The 20,862-nt window shown below is 45.2% G+C and carries 17 protein-coding genes; 10 read left to right on the forward strand and 7 right to left on the reverse strand.

The window, feature by feature from the left end; translation table 11 throughout:
* Nucleotides 1–41: 41 nt before the first annotated feature.
* Both ADU22_RS09545 and ADU22_RS09550 read right to left on the reverse strand, forming a co-directional pair.
* Complete coding sequence (locus ADU22_RS09545) at nucleotides 42–1,412, reverse strand: aldehyde dehydrogenase (protein ID WP_053361947.1); 1,371 nt, start codon at nucleotides 1,410–1,412, stop codon at nucleotides 42–44.
* 58 nt (nucleotides 1,413–1,470) lie between these two features.
* Nucleotides 1,471–2,670, reverse strand: coding sequence for an iron-containing alcohol dehydrogenase (locus tag ADU22_RS09550; protein ID WP_053361948.1), 1,200 nt, complete (start codon nucleotides 2,668–2,670; stop codon nucleotides 1,471–1,473).
* A 105-nt stretch (nucleotides 2,671–2,775) separates the two neighbouring features.
* On the opposite strand from ADU22_RS09550, the gene ADU22_RS09555 reads away from it, so the two are divergent.
* Together ADU22_RS09555 and ADU22_RS09560 are read left to right on the forward strand one after the other, a co-directional pair.
* Nucleotides 2,776–3,591 (forward strand): STAS domain-containing protein, encoded by an 816-nt coding sequence (locus ADU22_RS09555; RefSeq protein WP_053361949.1) that lies wholly within the window; start codon nucleotides 2,776–2,778, stop codon nucleotides 3,589–3,591.
* A gap of 124 nt (nucleotides 3,592–3,715) precedes the next feature.
* Nucleotides 3,716–4,810, forward strand: a complete 1,095-nt coding sequence (locus tag ADU22_RS09560) for an AI-2E family transporter (RefSeq protein ID WP_053361950.1) — start codon at nucleotides 3,716–3,718, stop codon at nucleotides 4,808–4,810.
* Between the two features lie 51 nt (nucleotides 4,811–4,861).
* Here the strand turns inward: ADU22_RS09560 and cls are convergent, their stop codons facing one another.
* Nucleotides 4,862–6,310 (reverse strand): cardiolipin synthase, encoded by a 1,449-nt coding sequence (gene cls, locus ADU22_RS09565; protein ID WP_053361951.1) that lies wholly within the window; start codon nucleotides 6,308–6,310, stop codon nucleotides 4,862–4,864.
* A 166-nt stretch (nucleotides 6,311–6,476) separates the two neighbouring features.
* On the opposite strand from cls, the gene ADU22_RS09570 reads away from it, so the two are divergent.
* From ADU22_RS09570 to aroD, 3 genes are all read left to right on the forward strand, one after another.
* Nucleotides 6,477–7,427 (forward strand): siderophore ABC transporter substrate-binding protein, encoded by a 951-nt coding sequence (locus tag ADU22_RS09570; protein WP_053361952.1) that lies wholly within the window; start codon nucleotides 6,477–6,479, stop codon nucleotides 7,425–7,427.
* Nucleotides 7,428–7,588: 161 nt separating this feature from the next.
* Entirely contained in the window at nucleotides 7,589–8,131 is a 543-nt protein-coding gene (locus tag ADU22_RS09575; RefSeq protein ID WP_053364516.1) for a shikimate kinase, read from the forward strand.
* Between the two features lie 29 nt (nucleotides 8,132–8,160).
* Nucleotides 8,161–8,925 (forward strand): type I 3-dehydroquinate dehydratase, encoded by a 765-nt coding sequence (aroD, locus tag ADU22_RS09580; protein ID WP_053361953.1) that lies wholly within the window; start codon nucleotides 8,161–8,163, stop codon nucleotides 8,923–8,925.
* An 89-nt stretch (nucleotides 8,926–9,014) separates the two neighbouring features.
* Here the strand turns inward: aroD and yfkAB are convergent, their stop codons facing one another.
* Nucleotides 9,015–10,145 carry a radical SAM/CxCxxxxC motif protein YfkAB gene (gene yfkAB / locus ADU22_RS09585; protein ID WP_053361954.1) on the reverse strand — a complete coding sequence of 377 codons (1,131 nt, stop codon included), beginning with the start codon at nucleotides 10,143–10,145 and terminating at the stop codon, nucleotides 9,015–9,017.
* A 157-nt stretch (nucleotides 10,146–10,302) separates the two neighbouring features.
* Here yfkAB and ADU22_RS09590 point away from each other — a divergent pair, with 157 nt between their 5' ends.
* Both ADU22_RS09590 and ADU22_RS09595 read left to right on the forward strand, forming a co-directional pair.
* Nucleotides 10,303–11,325, forward strand: coding sequence for an STAS domain-containing protein (locus ADU22_RS09590; protein WP_053361955.1), 1,023 nt, complete (start codon nucleotides 10,303–10,305; stop codon nucleotides 11,323–11,325).
* Between the two features lie 22 nt (nucleotides 11,326–11,347).
* Nucleotides 11,348–12,190, forward strand: coding sequence for an STAS domain-containing protein (locus tag ADU22_RS09595; protein WP_053361956.1), 843 nt, complete (start codon nucleotides 11,348–11,350; stop codon nucleotides 12,188–12,190).
* A gap of 52 nt (nucleotides 12,191–12,242) precedes the next feature.
* Here the strand turns inward: ADU22_RS09595 and ADU22_RS09600 are convergent, their stop codons facing one another.
* Nucleotides 12,243–14,156: an alkaline phosphatase family protein gene (locus tag ADU22_RS09600; RefSeq protein ID WP_231687858.1), complete on the reverse strand. Its 1,914-nt coding sequence runs from the start codon at nucleotides 14,154–14,156 to the stop codon at nucleotides 12,243–12,245.
* Nucleotides 14,157–14,352: 196 nt separating this feature from the next.
* Between ADU22_RS09600 and ADU22_RS09605 the strand changes: the two genes are divergently transcribed.
* Nucleotides 14,353–15,225 carry a YsnF/AvaK domain-containing protein gene (locus ADU22_RS09605; RefSeq protein WP_053361957.1) on the forward strand — a complete coding sequence of 291 codons (873 nt, stop codon included), beginning with the start codon at nucleotides 14,353–14,355 and terminating at the stop codon, nucleotides 15,223–15,225.
* Between the two features lie 203 nt (nucleotides 15,226–15,428).
* Nucleotides 15,429–16,886, forward strand: a complete 1,458-nt coding sequence (locus tag ADU22_RS09610) for an alanine/glycine:cation symporter family protein (RefSeq protein WP_053361958.1) — start codon at nucleotides 15,429–15,431, stop codon at nucleotides 16,884–16,886.
* A 101-nt stretch (nucleotides 16,887–16,987) separates the two neighbouring features.
* Here ADU22_RS09610 and ADU22_RS09615 read toward each other — a convergent pair whose 3' ends face one another.
* Nucleotides 16,988–18,253, reverse strand: a complete 1,266-nt coding sequence (locus tag ADU22_RS09615; RefSeq protein ID WP_053361959.1) for an ATP-binding protein — start codon at nucleotides 18,251–18,253, stop codon at nucleotides 16,988–16,990.
* Nucleotides 18,254–18,586: 333 nt separating this feature from the next.
* Between ADU22_RS09615 and ADU22_RS09620 the strand changes: the two genes are divergently transcribed.
* A complete protein-coding gene (locus ADU22_RS09620) occupies nucleotides 18,587–19,096 on the forward strand; it encodes a M15 family metallopeptidase (protein WP_502688760.1) in 510 nt (169 codons plus the stop codon).
* Nucleotides 19,097–19,195: 99 nt separating this feature from the next.
* On the opposite strand, the gene ADU22_RS09625 is transcribed toward ADU22_RS09620, so the two are convergent.
* Nucleotides 19,196–20,422, reverse strand: a complete 1,227-nt coding sequence (locus ADU22_RS09625) for an NAD(P)/FAD-dependent oxidoreductase (protein ID WP_053361961.1) — start codon at nucleotides 20,420–20,422, stop codon at nucleotides 19,196–19,198.
* Nucleotides 20,423–20,862 lie beyond the last annotated feature (440 nt).

Genomic DNA, 20,862 nt, shown 5'->3' on the forward strand with positions numbered 1-20,862 from the left:
TTTTTGTGTTTTGGTGGAGACCTGACAATGGCTTTGTTTTATTATTTCAAAAACCTTCTGATTTTTTTCAATCCATCTTTAACATTCGGATAGCGGTATGGAATGTCGAACAGCGTTGTTTGCTTCAGGATGCTTTTCTTATGTGAAAATGTATCAAAGCTGCCTTTCCCATGATAAGCTCCCATTCCGCTATTGCCGMCCCCGCCAAACGGAAGGTGCGGGGAGCCGAGATGGTAGACGGTATCATTGATGCACCCGCCGCCGAATGAGACGCTCTGGACTATTTTCTTCTGTATAGGCTCGCTTTCGCTAAAGATGTAAAGTGCAAGCGGCTTGGGGTGATTGTCGATGCCTTCAATGGCCTCATCGAGATTCTGATACTCAAGTACGGGAAGAATCGGTCCGAAAATTTCATCCTGCATGACAGGGTCACTCCAGGTAATATCGGTCAAAACAGTCGGCTCAATCAGAAGTTTTTCACGGTTTGTTTTGCCGCCTGAGCAGAGTGTGCCGTTATCAAGGAATGTACTGAGGCGGTCAAAGTGCTTCTCGGTGACAATTCGGGTAAAATCCGGATTCTGAAGCGGCGCATTACTATACAATTCAGTTATTGCTTCCTTAAAGAGAGCCAAAAACTCGTTCTTTATGTCTTTTTGAAGATACAGGTAATCGGGTGCCACGCAAGTTTGGCCTGCATTTATATATTTCCCCCAGGCAATCCGTTTGGCGGCAAGCTTTAGGTTGGCGTCCCCATGGACAATGCATGGGCTTTTCCCCCCGAGCTCCAGTGTAACTGGAGTCAGGTTTTTGGCTGCCGCTTCCATGATGATTCTTCCAACCGGGACGCTGCCGGTGAAAAAAATATAATCGAATTTCTCTTCAAGCAAAGCCTCGCTAGTCTCTATCCCGCCTTGGACTACAGCGATGTAGTCCTCAGGGAAGATTTCACTAATAAGCCTGGCGAACGCTTCCGAGGTCGTGGGGGTCAGTTCTGATGGTTTAATGATAGCGCAATTTCCTGCGGCAATGGCGCCAATCAATGGAGCTACCGCCAACTGGAATGGATAGTTCCAGGGGGCAATGATAAGAACTGTTCCATAAGGCTCCGGGTAAACAAAGCTGGTGGAGCCCAGATGGGAGACAGGGGTCTTTTCTCTTTTTGGTTTCACCCAGGTATCGATATGCTTGAGGGTAAAACTGATTTCTTCGAGAACGATTCCAATCTCTGTTGTATAAGCATCGAATTCCGATTTATTTAAGTCTGCCCTTAAGGCGTCCATGAGAAGCTGTTCATGTTCCTGGATTACTTTTCGCAGCTTTTGGAGAGCATCAAGCCGGAAAGAAACGTCCTTTGTTTGCCCTGTCCGGAAAAATGTCTGTTGTTTTTGGATGAAAAGACGATAATTGTCCACATAAACCACCTCCTTTTTAATGTAGTCGTTTTTAGGAAGAAGCGCAAATGCCGGAAACTTATGCTTTGATTAAATGATATAGCTCAAACAAATCGTTTTTGCCGAGAATCCTGGGAACAGGATATAAAGGATTCGCCTCATGGAAAGCCCTGTCTACCATAGTTGGAATATCGCAATCAGCAATGCATGGTATTTTATCTGGAATAGAGAGGGTATAATTAAGCTTCTTGATTCCCTCAATGAAACGGGTGGCATTTGCCCCGATGGAAAGCCCTTCCGAGGCTATGCCTGCTGCTTCGGCAAGTTCCGCAAGTTCCTTATGGATACTATCCCCATAATACTCAAGTACATAGGGGAGGATGATCGCATTTGCCTGGCCATGGGGAAAGGAATAAAAGCCGCCAAGCGTATGGGCGATAGCATGCACATAGCCAACATAAGCACGGGTGAACGCAACGCCGGCAAGATAGGCAGCTTTTTGCATATTGTCCCTGGCAGTGAGATTTTGCCCATTTTGATAGGCTTCGGGGAGGTTTCCAAATACCAGCTTCACAGCTTTTCTGGAGCACTCCCTCGTTTCCGGGGTGCAGCTTTTCCCAATATAGGATTCAATGGCGTGCGTTAAGGCATCCATTCCGGTTGCGGCCGTAAGCGCAGGCGGTAAGTTTAAAGTTAACAGCGGGTCCAGGACTGCATAATGGGGGATGAGTGAAAAATCATTGATTGCATATTTTTCCTGTGTTTCACTGTTGGAAATGACTGCCGCCACGGTAGCTTCGCTTCCGGTTCCGGCTGTAGTAGGAACGGCAAATAATGGAGGAAGCTGTTTTCGTACCTTCAATTGTCCCTTCATTTGGGGAATGCTCTTATCCGGCCTTGCAATCCTTGCGCCTACTCCTTTTGCGCAATCAAGCGGGGAGCCGCCTCCAAAGGCAATGATGCCTTGGCACCTGTTTTGGTGGTAAAGCTGGAGGGCCTCTTCGATGTTTTCAATAGTTGGGTTAGGGATTGTTTTAGCGTAAACAATGCAGTCCACACCAGCGGATTGCAATCCTGCAAGCAAGGGGTCCATGAGTCCCGTGGAGGTGATGCCTTGGTCAGTAACTATCAGAACACGATGAATGTTCTTATCGGCTATCAGCTTTGGCAAGCGGCCAAGGCTATCAACTCCTTCCAAAAGTTCAGGCTTCCTCCATGGAAGAATAGGAGCCACTATTCTGAACATCAATTGAAACGTTCTGCAATATAACTTGTACATAAAAAACCCATCCCCTTTAATATTTGTACAAACTTATGAATGCCAGTAAAATAATACTATAGTTCTATTGCTCAATAATGATTCTATTAGGAGTGTAAAAGGAAAATGACCAAGATATCCCTTGTTGCCGACCACTTTATCAAAAATGCCGACCAGTTGGCTGTCGAGATTGTTGAAGATGTGATCCGGCAGATGGATTTAAAGATACCGGAATGGGAGAAACAGCAGGCCATTCAAATGTATATAGAATTTATGGGGTTTTTGGGAAAAGACCTCATGAATAAGTTGGGAGGTGTCCCTGAAGAACTGTTGTCATGGAGCAAGGATAATGGTGAACGGGGTGCTTCAGCAGGGGGAAGAATATCAGAAATAGTGGTGCGTTATCCTCCTACACGAAACAGCTTTTCAAACATTGTCACAAGTTTAAGCCGGGTTTATGAGCTTTCTGTCGAAGAATCGGTGTTTCTGCTAAGCAGGATTAATTGTTTGCTCGACTTGAGCCTGAATGAAACGCTGTTTGCTTTCGAACGGCTTAGCGATGAAATTGAGAAGGAAACCCAAAAGGAAATGGCAGAGTTATCGGCTCCTGTAGTGCCAATCAAGGAAGGCGTTGCCGTCCTCCCGCTGATCGGCTCAATGGACTCCTACCGGGCTCACCATATCCTTGAGAATGTAATTCCCAGGATTGCAGAGAAGAAAGTCAACTACCTGATTGCTGACTTTTCCGGTTTGTATAATATTGACCTGGATATCGCCCTTCACCTGTTTCAAATAGAAAATGTCCTGCGGCTATTGGGGATCACTACAATCATCACCGGCCTCAGGCCAAAGCTGGCGCAAACAGCTGTCCTTGGAGGAATTGACCTGACTTCCATTAAGACATTTGCTACTGTCAAGCAAGCTGTCGAAAACATCGGCTAACACGCAAGAGGCTGCCAGTGCGTTCTGGCAGCCTCTTTTTCTATATGCTCCTGCCAGCTTGAAGAAGAAATATTTGGCGGATACTGGTATAATAACTTCATATGTCTCTAGAAAAGGTGATAAAATGACCAGGAAAAAATTTCACTATTGGACTTTGCAAATATTGATTATTGTTACAATCATTTATGTTTCAAGTAAAATATCCTTTTTGTTTGAACCGGTTGGAGTATTCGTTTCAACCCTGTTCTTTCCAATCATTATATCGGGGTTTTTATATTTTCTGTTGAATCCTGTCGTTAATTTGCTCMAGAAATGGCGGCTGCCAAGAATTTTCGCCATCCTTGTGCTGTATGTCGCGATTATCGGACTTTTGATTCTTGCCATGGGGAATTTGATCCCGGCCATTTCCGCTCAGGTAATGGAGCTGGTGGACGATCTGCCAAGGTATACCAGGGAGCTGCAGGGCTTTTTCAATACCCTTTCAAGCAACCCGTCTTTTCAGTGGGTGATGACCCAAGGGTATATCACCCAGGATGAAGTGATCCAGAGGATTACCGAATATGTCAATACACTGCCCAATCGCCTTACGACCAGCATGTCCAATATTCTTGGCTTTGTCACCAATATTGCGATCACCATTGTCACAGTTCCATTTTTATTGTTTTTTATGTTCAAGGATGGAGACAAATTCCCAGCCGCGATTTCAAGGTTCATTCCTTTCTCCTACCGGGATGAGGCCGTGAAAACTTTAAAGGACACCGCACATACGCTGTCTTCCTATATCCAGGGACAGATTACGGTAGCTTTATTCGTGGGCACTTTGTCGTTGATAGGCTTTTTAATCGTTGATTTGCGTTACGCTCTCGTGCTCGCCCTTATCATTTCGATAACCAATATTATTCCGTATGTAGGTCCGATTCTTGGAGGAGCCCCGGCGGTAATTGTCGGTCTCTTTGATTCACCTACAAAAGCCCTCCTGGTGCTGGTCGTTATCGTCATTGCCCAACAGCTGGAGAGCAGCTTGATTTCCCCGCTCATTCTTGGAAAAACGCTCCATACGCATCCAGCGACTATTATCATCCTTTTGCTGGTGGCCGGGAATCTTGCCGGCATTATTGGAATGGTGCTGGCGGTTCCGACCTATGCTGTTACAAAAACAATCGTATTGAATACTGTACGTTTCTTTAAAGCAAGGAAAGCAGCAACCATTGAGACATAATTTTTAACAAAAGGAGGCAAGCCATTGGCTGCCTCCTTTCTCAAGGACTATTTATAATATGGGGGAAAGCAGCCTGGAGATTGATTCTTTGAAACGAATCCATTTAGAGCGGTTCTGGTATTCTTCCCAAGTCAATATTCGTGAAAATTTAATATCTTCCTCAAAAGCCCCGTTCAATTTCTCCGCGATGTTGGCATCGTATATGAAGGCATTGATCTCAAAGTTAAGATTCAAGCTTCGGATATCGAAATTGGCTGTGCCTACAGAACTGATCTGGTTATCGACCACGATGCTTTTGGCATGAATGAATCCGTTGTCGTAAATATATACATGTGCACCAGCTTTTAACAATTCTCCGATATAAGATAGGGTGGCCCAATAGACAAATATATGGTCTGGTTTATTTGGGATCATGATTTTAACATCGACCCCGGACAGGCAGGCGATCCGGATCGTATCCAGGAGGCTGGCGTCGGGGATAAAATAGGGTGTTTGAATATAAATCGATTTTTTGGCTAATGAAATCATTTTGATATAGCCGTTCTTAATTTGGGACCATTCGGAATCCGGACCGCTGGTAACAATCTGCAACCCTATTTTTCCTTCTCTATCGGGTTTGGGAAAGAGCACAGGGTCATACTCGATATCGTTGCTGTAGGATGCCTGGTTCCAGTCGAGGATAAACCGCGTTTGGATCGCATGGACGGATATGCCTTGAATCCGCAGATGGGTATCCCGCCAGTAACCAAACCGGGGGTTCAGCCCAAGGTATTCATCGCCAATATTAAAGCCGCCGATATAGCCAACCTTTCCATCGATAATGACAATTTTTCGGTGATTGCGGTAATTCAGCCTGAAATTGATCAGTGGCAGCCTTGAAGGAAAAAAGACTTCCACTTCTCCGCCTGATTCCCGCAATTTGGCGAAAAAACGCCGTGTCAAGCCGCGTGATCCCAATTCGTCATAGAGGACCCTGACCTTTACCCCTGCTTTGGCCTTTTCAATAAGGGCATCGCGGATCTTCTTTCCTAATGCATCTCTTTTGATTATATAATATTGCAGGTGGATATGATGTTGAGCCTTTTTAATATCATCGAGGAGCGATTCGAATTTTTGGTGGCCGTCTGTATAGATTTCAACTATATTATCCTGTGTCAATGGAGCTTCGTTGCCAAGCAGGTGCATATAGATGAGTTCCTGGCTTGCCTGCTCATGTTCATCGGAGAATTCGAACGTGCCAGAGCGCATTTCATCCAGCTGTCGTTCAATCGTCTGCTCAATTCCAATCTTCTGCTTGTCTTCCCAGGTGAAAAGGCGGGAACGGCTTAGGTTCTGGCCAAGCAGAAGGTACATAATAAATCCCAGCACCGGAATAAGGATCAATACCAGCAGCCAAGCCCATGTAGAGCTCACATCGCGCCTTTCGCGAAAAATGACTACGATGGCGAAGAGGATATTAAGCACTAAAATCAAACTTAATAAAAACGAGGTAATACTCATAATGTTCCTTTCCGAATAGGTAGTATATAAATATTATACCGAAAGGCACTAAATATTTCATAAATGGGCTAAGAAGGGCTCGACAAATTTCACAAATTCGCCATTGACAAATGACATTGAAAATCATTATCATTTAAATATATAGAAAATAGACGAGGTGGACTGGATGAATAAAAAACTAGCACTATTTTTCCTTATAGTTACAATGGCTATACTAACAGCTGCTTGCGGAAATGACTCGACAACGGCCGAGTCCGGTGATGAAGCATCAAAGGGAGAAACGGTAACGATTAAGCACCAGCTCGGAGGGACGACTGTAACCAAGAACCCGGAGAAAGTCGTCGTATTCGACTATGGTGTCCTCGATTCACTGGATAAGCTTGGAGTGGAAGTTACCGCGTTGCCACAAGCGACATTGCCTAAATATCTGGAAAAATACAAAGATGCCAAATACCAAAACGCAGGCGGGTTGAAAGAGCCTGATTTTGAGGGAATCAATGAGATTGGACCGGATTTGATCATTATTTCCGGAAGGCAGCAGGATTCCTATGAAGAGTTAAACGAGATTGCGCCTACCCTGTATATGGGACTGGATGACTCGAGGTATATGGAGTCTTACAAAGGGAATGCCAAAACACTTGGAGAGATTTTCGGCAAGGAAGCAGAAGTTGAAGCAGAAGTTGCAGAAGTAGAAAAGGCGATCGAAAGCCTGCACGCGAAGGCCACGGCAGCAGACAAAAATGCCTTGATAGTCCTTGCGAATGAAGGGAACCTGAGCGCCTATGGACCGGGTTCCAGATTCGGCCTTCTTCATGACGTGTTTGGCCTAAAGGCCGCAGATGAAAACATTGAGGTTTCTACACATGGCCAAAATGTTTCATTTGAGTACCTGTTGGAAAAGGACCCGGATTATTTGTTTGTTGTTGATCGGGGGGCAGTTGTTGAAGGCGGTAACCCATCGGCAAAATCAATTGTTGAAAACAAGCTGGTCGAGAATACGAAAGCCGTTAAGAACGGAAATGTGGTTTATCTCAATGCAGACTATTGGTACCTGTCAGGCGGGGGGCTTACCTCTGTGGCCGAAATGGTCAAAGAAGTAGAAGCTGCCTTACAGTGAATAAAAAAGGTTCGCGCCGATCAATAAACCGGTGCGAACTTTTTTTTGTGCTATCGAAATCCAGTTTTGCAGCATACTCCAAAGACCAGTTGGAAACATTTACGTATTCTTGTTTTTCTTCTATAATGAACCTGTTGCAGTAGGGAGGTGATGGGGTGGATATCCGTGAAACACCCCTTAAGGAAAAAAGTATCGTGTTTATTGGCTTTATGGGAGTTGGAAAAACCACAATTGGAAAAGCCGTTGCCAAAAAGCTGTATCGGGATTTTGTGGATATAGATGAAGAAATTGAAAAGGAATTCCAGATGCCTGTACAGCAGATTTTCAAGGAAATAGGCGAAAAGGCATTTCGGAAAAAAGAGAAAGAAATAATTATTGAGCAGTGCCGGAACAAACTTAAAATCATTTCCGTGGGCGGCGGCGCCTTCCTGCAGGAGGAAATAAGAAAAGAATGCCTGTCTTCCTGTATTGTTTTCTTCCTTGATCTCTCCTGGGATTCCTGGAAAGAACGCATCAGTCTAATCATTGATAGCAGGCCTGTTTTACAGGGGAAAACGATCGAAGAAATCGAAGAACTTTTCTACAAAAGACAGGAAGCATACTCCGTACACCATTCAAAGGTAATAACCGATAACCATGAGGTGGAAGAGGTAGCACAGTACATAGTCGATTCATTAAAGCTTGCCTGGGAATTATACAGCTGAACATTTATAGAAAAGGGAGGGGCGGTCAAATGAAAAGACAGTTGACCGTAAGAGGGGTTGTCATCGGCAGGGGCATGCCAAAGGTGTGTGTGCCGCTGACAGGAAAATCAATATCTGAACTAAGGGAAGAAGCTGCCCTTGTTAAAACGGTGGATGCCGACATGGTTGAATGGCGTGCCGACTTTTTTAATGACATTGAAGAATTTGGGGAGGTTATGGCCGCTTTAACTGTAATTCGAAGTTCCTTACCGGAAATCCCGCTTATTTTCACGTTCCGGTCAAGCAAAGAGGGAGGCGAAAAGGAACTTAGCCTTGAAGCATACGTCAAATTGAATGAGCGTGTAACAGAATCCGGCCTTGTAGATTTCATTGATGTTGAGCTTTTCAGCGATGAAGGAGCTGTTAGGAAGCTTGTGAAAAAGGCTCACGAAAATCAAGTGCTGGTCATCGTGTCTACACACGATTTTGAAAAGACTCCTCCTAAAGAAGAAATCCTTTACCGGCTGCGCAAAGCACAAGAACTTGGCGGGGACCTTCCAAAAATCGCTGTCATGCCCAATGACGCTTCCGATGTACTGACGCTGCTGGAGGCCACGCACATGATGTCCACCACGTATGCCGACAGGCCGATTGTGGCCATTTCAATGGCAGGAACCGGAATGATAAGCCGGCTCGCTGGAGAACTGTTTGGCTCAGCCCTCACCTTCGGGACGGCAAACAAGGCGTCTGCTCCCGGGCAAATGCCGGCAGCAGAGCTGAAAAAGGTGTTATCATTGCTTCACAATCAGGGGTAAGTTCAGCCGGGAGCGTATCCGAGGTCCCAATCAAGAGGATATCTTTCTTGATGGGGCCTCTTTGCATGCCTTTTCATGATTGCCAAATCTTATCCCAGTTGAATGGCTGCCTTCCTGCTTGTAAAGTTGGTTCCCGGATAGTATTTGTCTTTAACAAGTACGTTTGGTCCAAGGCATTGCGCCTGGGGGCAATGGCAGTTCAAAGAGGCAGCCAGCGAAGACCGGCTCCAGCGTTCGTACACTTCCTCGAGGGAGTCACTTTTAACATTGCCCAAAGGAGGAGTATCGCCAAAGTCAGTGACAATGACATCCCCGCTAAAAATGTTGACATTGAGCCTGGAGCGTCCATCGGGATCGTTACGGACGCTTACATTTTTGGCTGACCGGATTCTCCGGAGAAGTTCCCAGTCTCCAGGCTCCTTGCTGCAAGCATAAAAGGGGAGCGTTCCAAGAAGCATCCATACATCCTCATTTCGAACATCCAGCAAATGATGTATTGCAGAACGAATTTCATCTAAAGATAAGGTTATGAGCGAAGAAGCGAAATCGACAGGATACATCGGATGGATTTCATGACGCTTGCAGCTCATCTCATTGGTGATTTGGCTGTGAATTTTCTCAAGATAGGGGAGCGTTTGTTTATTTAGCATGGTCTCGGCGGAAACGAGGACGCCCGCTCCGGAAAGATCCTTACTGTTGGCAATCATCTTTTTAAAAAGAGCTTCCCTTTGCTTGTATGAAGGTTTGCGGTCCATCATGGCAAAGCCAGTTTCGATAAACTCCTCTTCCGTTCCCCAGTTGTGGGAAATATGGAGAACGTCCAGGAAGGGAATGATATCTTCATACCGGTCGAGGTCCATTGTTAAATTTGAATTGAGCTGGGTATATACTCCTCTTTTATGTGCATATTCCAGAAGTGGCAGCACATACCCTTTTACCGATTTTGTGGAAAGCATGGGTTCTCCGCCCGTAATGCTTATGGACCGGAGTGCCGGTATTTCCTCCAGTCGCTTTAACAGGAGCTCGATGGGCAAGGCGTCCGGATCCTTATGGCTCAAGGTATAGCCGACAGCACAATGCTTGCAGCGCATATTGCATAGGGTAGTCGTCGTAAATTCAATATTGGATAGAACCGGCTTTCCGTATTGACGGACATCCATATAAGCTTCCCACGGGTCAAACTGCGGGCTCACTTGTTTTTTAAGGTGTAAAGGCAACATGAACACTCCTTTATTTTTGTTTCACTGACTTAGAATATAATAAAGGAATGTGGATGAATAGACTTTTGTTAGAAAAACAATGTACACTTAACTTGAAGTTTTAATCTCGTATGTCCTGAGGGCATCATGATTAATACATACAGGGGGTTTTTGGAGCATGACTGAGTCTTCCAACAATATAGAAGTAGGCGGCCTAAAATTCGGCTGGAATTTGGAACAAGGCCAGTTCCTCTTCGAAGGGGAAGATGCTGTCCTATTTTGGATTTCATCAGCAATGAGAACATTCTTTGATACAATCGAGGAAATTTCGGGAGAAGAATCCGCCAGCCTTGTGCTGGAAGCAACTGGTTACCGCCAAGGATTGGTGGTCGGCGACTATTTCCGGAATATGAAAAACGTAACCCATCGGGAAGCTGCTGATTTGATTCCCAGCACCTATGCATCGGCGGGCTGGGGGAAAGCAAGCATTCTTGAAATGGATGAAACAAATAGACAGATCAAGGTCCGCCTGCAGGACAGCTGGGAATACAAAATCAACAAGGCACAAGGAAAAAGCAAGGCCGGGACCTATTTGCCTGCGCACTACGCCGGTATCTATACAGGCCTATTTGGCGAAAACATTTGGTACCGGGTCGTTGAAAGCCAGCTTGAAGGTGCAGAGGCCGATTTGGTGGAGTATTTTCCTTCGGATATAACCATAACCAGGAATATCCATGAGTTAACCAGAAAGAAGGAGTCAGCCGAAATCTACCGTCTTGAACAAATGGTTGAAAAACAGACCGCTGAGCTTAAGAACCTTGTAAGTGAATTATCCTCGCCAATCATTCCGGTTCTGGAGGGGATTGTTGTCGTGCCGCTGGTAGGAAGATACGATAACAGCCGCTCCAATGAAATGATTGAAAAGACATTGAACAGCCTGCCAAAGAACGGGGCTAGGTTTCTTGTTGTTGATATGACCGGCCTTCACTTGGATGAAGATAATTATACTGCCCATATGGTCGAAAAGCTTGGCTCGGCGGCATCATTGATTGGAACGGAAATGATATTGGTTGGAATATCTGCTGAACTTGGAGCACTAATGACAGATTCAGGTTTCAGGTTTTCGAAATATCAATGCTTCCATACGCTGCAGCATGGGATTTACCACGCTTTAGCGCAGGATGGACGAAATATTATCTAAATATGGAAAGTGGGAGAGAAGTTTGCACCGAAACAAGGATTTATACCACTATCTTCTGGACCGGGCTAGACATCTTACCGAAGATTGGTATGCAAGTCTGGATAAAAGTGAGACAGATGGGGTCTATTCTTCAACGGATCCAAAAGTAATCGAGACCGTTAAGGCTCAGAATTATGCTTTTCATGAGCATTTTATCGAACTGTTCAATACGGAACAGGAGGAGTTTACCACTCATTTTGATAATTGGATTCATGAAATCGCGACAGATCCGGAGCATGTAAATACTCCGATTCACCATATACTTAAAGAATTCATGAATACACGCTCCCAGTATTTGGACTTGGTCAGGGAATTTGCCAAGGAAAATCCTGAAAAGGTTAAACCTGGCCAGTTGGATGTTTGGCAGGAAAATATTGTAAGGGTACTGGATAGAGTAATTTTAGAATTTACCGAGGAAATGTACAAGCATTCCAAAAAACAGCTGCAGGCCCAGCAGGAGATGATAAATGAACTTAGTTCTCCAGTCATTTCCATTACGGGTGTTACTGCATTGCTGCCTCTGGTGGGGGACATCGATACTTCAAGGGCCAAAATGATTCTGGAAAATACTCTGAGTCAATGTGCTTCCAAGAGAGTGGAGCATTTATGCATCGATCTTTCAGGTGTAATCATGATTGATACGATGGTGGCCCATCAAATCTTTCAGCTGATCAATGCCTTACAGCTGATTGGTGTCCAGACAACACTTTCTGGCATCAGGCCTGAAATTGCGTCAACCGCTGTCCAGCTGGGGTTATCGTTTACCGATATTGAAACCACCTCAACACTTGCTAAAGCCTTGGCTTCAAAACTTCCAGTGAACTGAATGATGTTAAATCAGAAAAGGAACCAGCTTTTTGGCTGGTTCCTTTTCTGATTTATTTATCTTTCTGTAATGCCTCTTTTATTACCTGGCCTTCTATAAAACTTGGCGCGGGCAGGCCAAGGAGATGGTATACAGTGGGGGCAATGTCAAGCGTGGATACAGGGCCGATGATTGCATTTGTCTTTATCGCCGGGCCGGTGGCCATGAACACCGCCTGCAGTTCCTTCCTCCCCGGGTCACCGCCATGGCTGCCCAGCTCTTTTGTGGGCTGTACAGGATCACTCAGTTTGCTTCCCATCATATATCCGGGAGCAGCCATCAGTAACAGCTCGCCTGCATTCGGATGGCTCGTAACGGCTTTAGCAGCAGTTACTATTTCATACGGATAAATTCGGCTGCCAGGTAAATAAGTAAAAAAATGATTTGTTTTATCCTTAAAGGATTGCAAGGATTTCCCGGAGACGGAATCTGAAATAGCCTTAAAGTCATACCCCACCCCCTTTAAGCTTATAGGAGCAACCAACGAGAATTTTTCAAATAAGCTGACCAGCTCCTTTTTAAGCTTCTCTTTCTCCTTGTCGGCCAGGTTTTTATTTAGATACACCTGTGCAGCCGAGCCGCTGGCAACGGCATAGGCATCTGAATGCTCCTTGTTAATTTGCCCATCGCTGTCAATTTTAAGATAGCCTTTATCCTTCAAAAGCTGATTAGGGGCAAGGATGGAATGGACAGGCTCCATCCCATGGTCTGAGGCAAGCAGGAAGTGGTCATTCTCCCCAAGGCTTTTAGCCATCCTGCCAACTATAGAGTCCGCAACTCGGTATGACCATTTCACGTAATTCATATATTCCGCAGACTTTTCTTTAGAATAGCCCGGCTGCCTGGGGTCTTCCAGCAAAAAGTGATGTGACTCATGGTCGATATGGGGTATGTAGGCCATCAGCAGGTCGGGTCTATATTTGTCTTTAATGTGAAGGGTGACATCACTAACCCATTCCGCAAATCTCGCTCCGATTTCTTCATATTCTTTCCGTGTAATCCAGCCTTCCTCAAAGGCCTCGACATCTTCCTGGACAGGAAAAAAGCCGAATTGATGAATAATTTCTTCTTCAAACTCTTCGGGGCCGCCAAAAACGGCCGATTTGATTTCTGTCCGGTAAAAATAGGATTCTTCCAGGTTTTCATTAGCTTTCACCTTATACCAAAAGCCTGTGTTTTCATCTTTTATCTTCAGAGGGAAAGCTCCCCATTCCTGGTTTGTGGTATGTACCGTGTCTTTATCCAATTCTTCCGCACTTCTTAAGATAAAGGTGTCATATTTTTTTTCTGAATCATCTATGGTGTCAACTGCCACCAGGGATAGATGGAGATTGGGAGCATCTTTCAGCTGAACAGGAATCTTTGCTTCCATAACAGGGCTGAAACTTTTAGGCACTGAATCCAGTTGGCCAGCGGGCTCGAAGGAAAGTTTTTCATAGGAGTGTCCAGACCATGTTTTACCATAATAGACGGAATAGTCACCCTTCTCATCCGCACTTGGATTTGCCCCTGGAAACAAGACGGTAGCGGTGACCTTTCCGCTTTTTCGAGCTTCCGTCCATAGGGGAATCTTATCAAGGTTTTCCTTAAAGGCATTTTCTTTCCTGGCTAAAGGCTCTTCAGGATCCTGCCATTTATTGCTGACCATGCCCGTTTCGGAAGGCAGAGCGCCTGTAGCCATCGCCGCATGGGAAGGTGCAGTCAGGGAAGGACTGACCGTACTGGAATGTACCGCTGCTATTCCACTGTCGGCAAGTGATTGAATATGTGGCAGAATCCCCTCCTGCATATATTGAAGGGTTAAATCATTCCTCATTCCGTCAACTGAAAGGAGAATGACTTTGTTATCATGCTCTTTGGCAAAGGCACCGGGTGCCAGCGAAAAGACCATTGATAAACATATGACAATGATGTACTTCTTTCTCAATGGATGTCCCTCCAAAAGTAACAGAATACATACATATTCCTCATGGGTTTACTGTCCAAACATGCAACAGCGATTCCCTCCCATAGGGATTCTCCGGAAAAAATTGATGTTTGGAGAAACTCTGTTCACGGGTATATCCTGATTACCAGGAGAAATGTTGGTTTACCAGAATGATTTTTGAATGGAGGAAATATATATGGCTAAAGAAGTAGTTGGCGTTTTTGATAACCAGGAAGATTTAATAGAAGCAATTGAAAGGTACAAAAAAGAGGGGTATTCTGTACAGGACTTTTCCATCATTGGAGACACGCCGGATTTGTCTCCTGCATTTGAAAATCGGACAGGCGTAGTGACGGAAGACGTAAGCAATGTTAACAGGGAAAATGAAAACAAGGGCGGTTTCTGGCAGAACCTGCTGAACGTTTTTGATGGCGATGATAATTTGGGCGGAAATTCACCTTCCTTGAGCGACAGGCTTGTTGGAGTGGGATTAACAGAGGATGCAGCAAGAGAATACGAAGGGGATGTCCGCAATGGCCGCATTATTCTTCTGACGGAAGGGGCGGTACCCCAAGGCGGTGCTATTGCAACAGATACTGTCCGGAACTCTTATGCAGATTCTGTCAATTCATATGACAGAGCAGGAACTGATAGGGGAACAGATACAGTAGAACAGTCGCTTGAGCTAAAAGAAGAGCAGCTTGATGTTTCCAAAGAGCGCGTACAAGCCGGTGAAGTGGAAGTCCACAAGGAAGTTGTGGAAGACCAGGAAACCATTAATATTCCGGTAACACGGGAAGAGGTTTATGTAGAAAGGCGCGCTGTCAATGAAGAAACAGCGGATACTGTAACCGATGATGATGAAACCATTCGAGTTCCAATCATGGAGGAAAAGGTGGAAGTCCATAAAAAACCGGTGGTAAAAGAAGAATTGGTCGTTGGCAAGCGTGAAGTGCAAGAAACAGAAAAGGTAAGGGAGAATGTGAAACGCGAGGAAGTCAGCATTGAATCAGAAGCTGAGGGACAGTTCACAGAGAGGAATATGAGCAGCGATTATAAAGACCGATAAGTCATAACTTTAGCCGCTTCCTTTTGGAGGCGGCTGTTTTTGTGTACCGTAAAAAGAGTTCCAGGCAATTGAATAATAAATTTTGTGTGAACATACCTTACATATTTTTCGAAAATTTTTCTTTACATATATTGTGCTGGGTCTAATAATTGCATATAATTCAAAATATAGAGAAAATTTTAATAAGTTGGGGAGGGAAAGAAGTGGAAGCAATAGTAAACTGGCTTAATAGTGTGTTGTGGAGCACCCCGGTTATTTATATTTGTTTGGGTGTGGGGCTATTATTTTCTATTTTAACGAGATTTTTGCAAGTCAGGCATATTAAAGACATGGTTCAGCTTATGTTCAAAGGGAAAAGTTCAGCTGCCGGGGTTTCCTCATTCCAGGCTTTATCACTTGCTCTGTCGGGAAGGGTCGGGACAGGGAATATCGCTGGAACTGCGACCGCCATTGCTATGGGGGGGCCAGGTGCCGTTTTTTGGATGTGGGCAATTGCTTTTATAGGGGCAGGAAGTGCGTTTGTAGAATCTACATTGGGTCAAATCTATAAAGTCAAGCAGGATGGTGTTTACCGCGGGGGCCCGGCTTACTACATTGAAAAAGGGATCGGGATCAAGTGGTTTGCCGTCCTGTTTGCCATTTCAGCTCTCCTTGCCATGAGTATCCTTATGCCTGGAATCCAGTCTAACTCCATTGCATTGGGCCTTGAAAATGCATTCGGTTTAAGCCCGACCATTACAGGAATTATTCTGGTAATACTGCTGGGCCTGATTATTTTTGGGGGCGTCAAAAGGATTGCGACTGTTGCGCAATACGCTGTGCCATTCATGGCAGTCGGCTATATCCTCGTAGCCCTGGTGATAATTGGAATGAATATAACGGAGCTCCCCGGTGTATTTGCCCTGATTTTCAGCTCAGCCTTTGGAGCTGACTCCATGTTTGGAGGCATCATTGGCAGCGCCATTGCATGGGGTGTCAAACGGGGAATTTACTCGAACGAAGCGGGCCAGGGAACAGGGCCTCATGCAGCTGCAGCGGCCGAAGTATCACACCCTGCCAAACAGGGGTTGGTTCAGGCGTTTTCCGTATACATCGATACATTGTTTGTATGTTCCGCTACTGCATTTATGATCCTGTTTACGGGTTCCTTTAATACTGTAGGGCCTGATGGTACTACACCACTTGTGGAAAACCTGCCGGGTGTTGAGGCGGGGCCAGGATTTACACAGGCAGCAGTGGAATCCGCCATTCCAGGGTTTGGAGCAGGATTTGTGGCCGTATCCCTATTCTTCTTTGCCTTTACAACAATCATGGCTTACTATTATATGGCTGAAACGAATATCGCTTACTTGACTAGAGGAAAAAACAGCAAACCGGCTATGTTCGTGCTTAAAATTGTTATCCTTGGAGCAACTTTCTACGGAGCTGTCAAAACGGCTACACTGGCATGGGCATTGGGCGACGTAGGCCTTGGCCTGATGGTATGGCTGAACCTTATCGCTATTTTGATCCTGGCTAAGCCTGCATTGATTGCCCTTAAAGATTATGAAGAACAGAAAAGACAAGGACTTGATCCTGTATTCAATTCTACAAAATTAGGCATTAAGAATGCTGAGTATTGGGAAGAAGAATATAAGATTACCGATAAGGAAGTTTCCTGACAGGAAAGAGGCTGGAGAAATCCCCAGCCTCTTTTTTGTCTCCTGCATGAATGTCGCTGGAAATGGATGCCCTTATGGTGATCCCAGTCAGGGGCTGCTTCCTAAGAGAGGTTTTCCTTTCGGATATTTCTTTTGGAAGGAAACATAAAATGGAAGGCTGTGCCCTCCCCTTTGCTGCTTTCCACCTGAATTGTCCCCTTCATTGCCCGGACAATGCTGTACACCACCATCATGCCAAGCCCTGTTCCTTTTCCTTCCTTGGTTGAATAATACGGTTCTCCCAGCCTGTCCAGCTGGTCTTTGCTCATCCCAATCCCCGTATCTTTGATGGTAATCCCCACATGTGCGGGGGTGAAAAGTGTTTCAACGACCAATTCGCCACCTGAGGGCATGGCTTCAATGCCATTTTTCAGAACGTTTAAAAAACATTGGCGGAATTTTTGGCGATCCCCTTCAACAAAGCCAACCCCTGCAAAATCAGAAGTAATCCGAACGGAATTTTTATTGGCCAGTGGCTGAACAATCGTGAGTACATGGGCAAGTTCCCGCCTGATATTCAGGACTTCCACAGCTCCGAAGGAAGGCTTCGAAAAGGTTAGATAATCCTGAATCACTTTCTCCGCTGATTCCAGTTCGCCCTTCACCAGGGAAAGGTACTCCTTACGCTTGGATGGCTGTACCCTGTCTTCCTGGAGCAGCTGTACAAATCCAATTGCTGCTGTCAAGGGGTTGCGGATTTCATGTGAAATCGCGGCTCCCATTTGTTCAACCACCTCAAGCTTTTTAGACTTGATTAGGTGTTTTCTCATTAATAAATTCTTCCTTACGAATTCGACAGAGTAAGCCAGGATGCATGTACCTAGTGATGGAATGATCAGATAGGCCATCCACACATCAAGTTTCTCATGGGGAGGATTGATCCATTCTATATGGACCACTGTTCCGAAACTTACTATGAAAGTCGCCAATACGGCAAAAATGATTCTCCATTTTGCTTTCTGGCCGATAAACCAAGGGTGGAGACGCCAGAGAGTGAACGCCAGCAACCCGTAAAAAAGAATGTGGGTGAAGACCCCGGCATCAATGCCGTCAAGGGCACGGGTCAGGATGGCTGTTGCTGCCAGCAGCGGGCCGACTCCCAGGTAAAGGCCGCCAATAATGACAGGTACATCCCGAAGGTCAAGTTTAATGGTGTCAGTCAGGTTATAAGAGAAAGCGAAACAAAGGAATATGCTCGATATATAGTAAAGCGTGGCGGTCCGCTTTGGAATGGAATTCATGCCTATGCGCTCTGTCCACATCAAGGATATATACATGAAGATAAGCAAGAGGGATAAATTGAATAAAAAGTGCCTGGTTATTTCCATTAGCATCACCACCGCATTCAGACCGTCTTAGAAAAATTTTACATGCTTTGGCTGGATTCGACAATCCCTTTTGACAATTTTCAAACTATTTATTGCTTATTGGACATTTCCGCTAACTTCATTGGAAAACCACAATTTCTGAATCTCCATAAAGCGGCAATTTTAAGGAGGATGTTAGAATCAATGAGAAGGGACCGTAAAAAGGTCTCTTTTTTAATGAAACCAAATGAGCATCTTGTTCGTTAGTATAAATAGAATGAAAGGAAGGATTTGCAGGTGAAAAAGAAAAGGTCCAATAGTGCGGTCCTGCCATTTATATTCGTGTTGGCTGTTCTGGTTCTATATTTTAAATTTCTTGACCAGCCAGGCTTGAATGAAGATATACCATTGCCTGAGGGCCTTCATCCCCATGTTGCCCAGCAGGCGGATCTGCTTGTCCGGAAGGCGGCAGACAAAGGGATTTCAATCATTATTACGGATGGATTCAGAAGTTTTGAAGAGCAGGATTCCTTATATGCCAGAGGGAGGACGGCTGGCGGGAACATTGTCACCCATGCCCAGGGCGGGGAATCCTTTCATAACTTTGGTTTAGCGGTTGACTTTGCCTTGAAGGCTGACAGCGGGAAAGCTCTTTGGAATATGGAATATGACGGCAATGGAAATGGCCAATCCGATTGGCTGGAAGTGGTTGATCTGGCTAAGGGACTTGGCTTTGAATGGGGAGGAGATTGGAAGAACTTCAAGGACTACCCCCATTTACAAATGGATTTTGGGCTTACCATTCGAGATCTTCAGAGGGGGAAACGCCCACCCGGGCAGCCTTTGACCGTTGGAAACATGTAAACGAAGGCAGGCCAGATAAAGGCCTGCCTTTAAATTGAAACTTGGATGCTGTCCGGCTCCCGCGCTTGTCGAGGCTGGGCAAGGGCATATATACTCTTGTTATTTATTTTGCGGAGCAGTCCTTAAATAAGGCTTGGCGAACTTTGAAAATTGCTTGATGACAAGTGTGGGACCACCCAATACAAATAAATATCTAGCTTCAATCACTTGTTTCATAAAAGCCGCAAACAGTCCGCTGATTTTTAATCCAAATACATTGCCAACCGCGGCAGTGTTGCCAATGGAAGCAACCGTTCCCTTATGGCTGTATTGGAATTCACGCAAATTTTCTCCCCTTAGCGCGGCAAGGATATTTGGAGCGCACAGTTCAGCTTGCTGGATGGCCACTTGGGCAGTAGGCGGAAGAGCCTCTGTTTCGTTCTTCATAAAACGCGCTGCGTCTCCGATGCAAAAAACATTTTCCATGCCTTGAACCCTAAGGTGCCGGTCAACCTTGACCCTGCTTTTTTCAATTGGCAGTCCCAGCTTTTCAAGCAGGGTGTTGCCCCTGACACCGCCAGACCAAATTAAGGTTCTCGACGGCAGGGTAGTCCCGTTGTCAAGTTTGATGGAGGTGTCTGTGCATTCAAGTATTTTAGTTGAAGTCATGAGCTCAATTCCGTGCTTTTTCACATAATTGGAAGTATAGTCAATAGCCTTTTGATCAAAGCCTGGCAGGACAGACCCCGAAGCCTCCACGTTGATGATTCTTGTCTCCGAAACGGGGATATTGTGGATCTTGCACATTCCCGGAATGGCTTCCGCCAGTTCTCCAATCATTTCGATTCCTGTAAAACCGGCACCGGCAACCACAAAGGTCAGCCTGGAAGGGTCCCGGTCTTCCTTGTAGGTTTCGAACTGATGCAGGATGTGATGGTAAATGGCTTTAGTACTCCTGAAGCTGCGGATTTTAAAAGCGTTCTCCTTGACACCAGGAATCCCAAAGGTATCTACTTCAAAACCGAGGGAAAGCAGCAAATAATCATAGGAAACTTTTTCGCCATTTTCAAGATGGACTTGCTGGCTGGTAAAGTCTACTGAATCAATGACGCCTTTTTTGAACCGGATCTTTTCGGACTGAATCAGATTTGGGATATGCATGGTTATTTTATCGTCAGTGGCTGTACCGGCCCCGGTTTTATGCAGCTGTGTCGCAATATAATGATAATCATGCTTATTGATAAGAGTAACTTCTGCCTCTCCCACTCTTAAGAGTTTGTCCAGCTTTCTGCAAGTAACCAGTCCCCCGTATCCTCCGCCAAGAATAACAATTTTTTTTGTTTTCAAGATAACTCCTTCTTTCTGGTAAATGATAGGTAAAATATATGTGAAATGAATCACAAGATTTTCGGGAAAAATAAGCGGGCAACCCGCTTTTGTTTGTATGTGAAAATATTCACATTGTTAAGGTATGGTTTTATAATACGATATAAGAAGGGCTTCTTCAATTGGTCCTATTAAAGAAATTATTACGAAAGATTGACATTATACAATGTAAGGGCTTTAAAGATTAGAATGAGGGCCTGTATACGGACAGCTTGCGAAGAAAAATGGGGTCTGGAGTAGGAATGAAGCCTGGATACGGACAGCTTGCGAAGAAAAGTTGTGCCTGGAGTCCGAATGAAGCCTGTATACGGAGAGCTCCCGAAGAAAAGCAGGTCGCCGAGTCCGAATAACCCCAATTCGGACAGCTCCGGTAGAAAAACATCAGGAGCAGATCTTGAACA

The organism is Bacillus sp. FJAT-27251 (genome assembly GCF_001273925.1).
Taxonomy (GTDB): Bacteria; Bacillota; Bacilli; order Bacillales; family Cytobacillaceae; genus Mesobacillus_B.

Excerpts from the sequence above, each read along its gene's own strand:
- ADU22_RS09590 (WP_053361955.1), top strand. The coding sequence starts at position 10,303 with ATGACTGAGTCTTCCAACAATATAGAAGTAGGCGGCCTAAAATTCGGC.
- ADU22_RS09550 (WP_053361948.1), bottom strand. The coding sequence starts at position 2,670 with ATGTACAAGTTATATTGCAGAACGTTTCAATTGATGTTCAGAATAGTG.
- cls (WP_053361951.1), bottom strand. The coding sequence starts at position 6,310 with ATGAGTATTACCTCGTTTTTATTAAGTTTGATTTTAGTGCTTAATATC.
- ADU22_RS09570 (WP_053361952.1), top strand. The coding sequence starts at position 6,477 with ATGAATAAAAAACTAGCACTATTTTTCCTTATAGTTACAATGGCTATA.
- yfkAB (WP_053361954.1), bottom strand. The coding sequence starts at position 10,145 with ATGTTGCCTTTACACCTTAAAAAACAAGTGAGCCCGCAGTTTGACCCG.
- ADU22_RS09555 (WP_053361949.1), top strand. The coding sequence starts at position 2,776 with ATGACCAAGATATCCCTTGTTGCCGACCACTTTATCAAAAATGCCGAC.
- ADU22_RS09615 (WP_053361959.1), bottom strand. The coding sequence starts at position 18,253 with ATGGAAATAACCAGGCACTTTTTATTCAATTTATCCCTCTTGCTTATC.
- aroD (WP_053361953.1), top strand. The coding sequence starts at position 8,161 with ATGAAAAGACAGTTGACCGTAAGAGGGGTTGTCATCGGCAGGGGCATG.
- ADU22_RS09605 (WP_053361957.1), top strand. The coding sequence starts at position 14,353 with ATGGCTAAAGAAGTAGTTGGCGTTTTTGATAACCAGGAAGATTTAATA.